Here is a 3,162-nt window from a genome sequence, read left to right as displayed (position 1 = left end):
GCAGCCGGGCCGCTTCCATCACGTCGGCAAAGCGCACCTCGAAGAACTCGTCGAGGTTCGACGACACGATCGTGACGTAGCGCAGCCGCTCCAGCAGCGGCACGTCGTCGCGCCGCGCCTGCGCCAGAACCCGGCGGTTGAAGGCCAGGATCGCCTTCTCCCGGTCCAGCAGCACCAAGGGCAGCGGCTGCGGCGCATCCGGCGCGGCGGTCGGCATGGCGGGTTCTTGTCCGGGAGCGAAAGCGTCATTCATGCGCAACGAGTCTATGAACCGTTTGCGACAAGCCTGTGACAACGCCCTCATGCCTGCCACAAGAATGCTTCGCCGGATGCCGGCGCAACGCTGGCCGGCACGCCGGGAACGTCGTGCAAGGTTTTCGTCACGATCTCGTTGACGCCGGGCCGCCCACATCGCGACATCGTCAAAAGACTGTCACATCAACGCGTCAACATGGCAGCCCGTACCCGGCGGCTTCCGTTCCGCCTTCAGCAGGACCCCAGCCCACGCCATGACCATGCCCGGATCCGCTGCGCCATCGACGCGACTTCCCGTTCCCAGGTCCGTCCTGGTGATCATCGAGAACACCGCCATCCGCGACCTGCTGGCCTCGCACCTGCAGCACGCGCGGCTGCTGCCCATCCTGGCCGCCTCGGCGCTGGAAGGTCGCCAGCTCGCCGGCGAAGTGCGGCCCGACGCCGTGCTGGTGGACGCCGATGCGCCGGCGGCGGCGGCGTGGCTCGACGCGCCGGCCGACGAAGCCGCCGGCCATGCCGCGCCCACGCTGGTGCTGTCGTCGCGGGCTCAGCCCGGCGCCGGCACCGCTGCCGGGCGCCAGCTCTGGATCAGCAAACCCTTCGCCCCGCACGAGGTCGTGCGCTGCCTCGGGGAACAGCTCAGCCGCAGGCAAGCGGCCGCAGCGCCCGTGGCGCCGGAAGCCTCGCTGCGCCTGGGGCCGCTGGAGCTGGACCCGCTGCGCCACGAGGTGCGCGTCGAGCGCGGGCAGAAAGTGGACGTGATCTCGCTGCCGCGCGCCGAGCTGGAGTTGCTGCGCTGCCTCATCGAGCACCAGGGACGCGTGGTCAGCCGCGAGCAGATCATCGCCGCCACCTGGGGCGCGGACCGGCCGGTGGACGTGCGCACCGTGGACCAGAACATCAAGCGGCTGCGCAAGCACCTCGACCGCGACCGCACCCGCTCCATGATCCAGACCCAGCGCGGCTACGGCTACCGGCTCAACGTCGCCACGATCACGCGGTCCTGAGCCGCGTCGCAGCGCGGCGCATCCGGGCCGCGCGGCAGCGGCGGCCCGGCGGCTCAGTGAGCCGCCAGGGACTGCGCCAGCCGGTAGCCGGCGCCGCGCACGGTCTCGATCAGCGGCGCGCAGTCCACGCCGGCGAGCGCCTCGCGCAGCCGCTTCACGTGCACGTCCACCGTGCGCTCCTCGATGAAGACATGGTCGCCCCAGACCCGGTCGAGCAGCTGCGCGCGCGAGTGCACGCGCTGCGGATGCGCCATGAAGAAATGCAGCAGCCGGAACTCGGTGGGGCCGAGCCTGACGTCGCGCGTGGCGCCGTCGAGCTGCCGCGAGACGCGGCGCGTGGCCGGCTCCAGCCGCAGCCCGGCAATCTCCAGCGGCGTCTCCAGCGCCTCGGGCGCGCGCCGGCGCAGCACCGCGCGGATGCGCGCCAGCAGCTCCTGCATCGAGAAGGGCTTGACGAGGTAGTCGTCCGCCCCGGCGTCGAGGCCGCCAATGCGGTCCGACTCCTCGGAGCGGGCCGTGAGCATGATGATGGGCAGGCTGCGCGTGCGCGCGTCGGCGCGCCACTGCCGCGCCAGCGCCACGCCGGAGCGCCCGGGCAGCATCCAGTCCAGCAGCACCAGGTCGGGCAGCACGCGGTCCACCGCCGCGACGGCGGCTTCCGCGTCCGCGACCACCGTCACCTCATGGCCGGCATGGCGCAAGTTCATCGCGATGACTTCCGCGATCGCGCCCTCGTCCTCGACCACCAGCACCTCACTCACGACAGTTCCCTCACTTCCTGCTTCTTGTGCGGACTCAACGAATCCAGAAGCCACCGCTTCAGCAGTTCAGCGGATGGCGTTCTCGACCGTCTCCATCGGGGCATGGCGCACGTCCGTGCCCTTGACGACGTAGATGATCACCTCGGCCAGGTTCTTGGCATGGTCGCCCACGCGCTCGATGGCCTTGGCCACGAACACCAGGTCGATGCTGGCGGAGATGGTGCGCGGGTCTTCCATCATGTAGGTGATGAGCTTGCGCATGAAGCCGTCGAACTCCTGGTCGATCTGGTCGTCTTCCTTGAGCACTTCCAGCGCGCGCGCCGTATCCAGCCGCGCGAAGGCGTCCAGCGCCTTGCGCAGGTTGATCATGGCCAGCTCCGCCTCGTAGGCCAGGTCGCCCACGGGCACGCGCATGCGCGTGGACAGCCCGGCCTTGACCAGCTGCTGCACGGTGCGCGCGATGCGCGCGGCCTCGTCGCCCACGCGCTCCAGGTTGGCCGTGGCCTTGCTCACGGCGATGAGCAGCCGCAGGTCGCGCGCGGTGGGCTGGCGCCGCGCGATCACCGCCGAAAGCTCGCGGTCGATCTCCAGCTCCATGCCGTTGACCATGACCTCGCGCTCGAGCACCTGGGCCGCCGTCTCCAGGCTGAAATGCGCCAGCGCGTACATCGCCTGCGCCATCTGGGATTCGACCATCCCGCCCATCTCCATGACGCGGTTGGAGATGGCGCCGAGCTCGGCGTCGAACTCGGAGGAAAGGTGTTTGTCGGGCATCACGGTGTCCTTCAAAGCGTTGGTTGCGCGGGCCCGTCTCAGCCGAAGCGCCCGGTGATGTAGTCCTCGGTGTCCTTCTTGCGCGGCTTCATGAACAGCTCCGAAGTCGGGCCGAACTCCACCAGGTCGCCCAGGTACATGTAGGCCGTGTAGTCCGAGCAGCGCGCGGCCTGCTGCATGTTGTGCGTCACGATCACGACCGTGTAGTCGCTCTTGAGCTCGTGGATGAGCTCCTCGATCTTGCCCGTGGAGATCGGGTCCAGCGCCGAGCACGGCTCGTCGAGCAGCAGCACCTCCGGGCGGATGGCGATGCCGCGCGCGATGCACAGCCGCTGCTGCTGGCCGCCCGAGAGCCCCGCGCCGCT

4 protein-coding genes and 1 pseudogene are annotated in these 3,162 nt (G+C 69.9%); 1 reads left to right on the top strand and 4 read right to left on the bottom strand.

From position 1 onward, the window contains the following. Positions 1-217, bottom strand: a pseudogene (locus FJ694_RS36180) (polyphosphate kinase 1); the annotation flags it as partial. Between the two features lie 352 nt (positions 218-569). Here FJ694_RS36180 and FJ694_RS36175 point away from each other — a divergent pair. Then, on the top strand, positions 570-1,262 hold the full coding sequence (locus FJ694_RS36175; RefSeq protein ID WP_157272351.1) for a winged helix-turn-helix transcriptional regulator: 693 nt from the start codon (positions 570-572) through the stop codon (positions 1,260-1,262). Positions 1,263-1,315: 53 nt separating this feature from the next. On the opposite strand, the gene phoB is transcribed toward FJ694_RS36175, so the two are convergent. The 3 genes from phoB to FJ694_RS36160 form a co-directional block, all read right to left on the bottom strand. Further along, a complete protein-coding gene (gene phoB / locus FJ694_RS36170) occupies positions 1,316-2,023 on the bottom strand; it encodes a phosphate regulon transcriptional regulator PhoB (RefSeq protein WP_157272350.1) in 708 nt (235 codons plus the stop codon). Positions 2,024-2,089: 66 nt separating this feature from the next. After that, complete coding sequence (phoU, locus tag FJ694_RS36165; protein WP_157272349.1) at positions 2,090-2,797, bottom strand: phosphate signaling complex protein PhoU; 708 nt, start codon at positions 2,795-2,797, stop codon at positions 2,090-2,092. A 38-nt stretch (positions 2,798-2,835) separates the two neighbouring features. Next, positions 2,836-3,162, bottom strand: a 327-nt coding sequence (locus tag FJ694_RS36160; RefSeq protein ID WP_157272200.1) for a phosphate ABC transporter ATP-binding protein, incomplete at its 5' end; no start/stop codon positions are given.

The organism is Azohydromonas aeria (genome assembly GCF_009760915.1).
Lineage (GTDB): Bacteria > Pseudomonadota > Gammaproteobacteria > Burkholderiales > Burkholderiaceae_C > Azohydromonas > Azohydromonas aeria.
This window is presented reverse-complemented; position numbering and strand designations above follow the sequence as displayed.

What these genes read in the sequence shown, in the direction of transcription:
- phoU (WP_157272349.1), bottom strand. Translation starts at nt 2,797, where the DNA reads ATGCCCGACAAACACCTTTCCTCCGAGTTCGACGCCGAGCTCGGCGCC.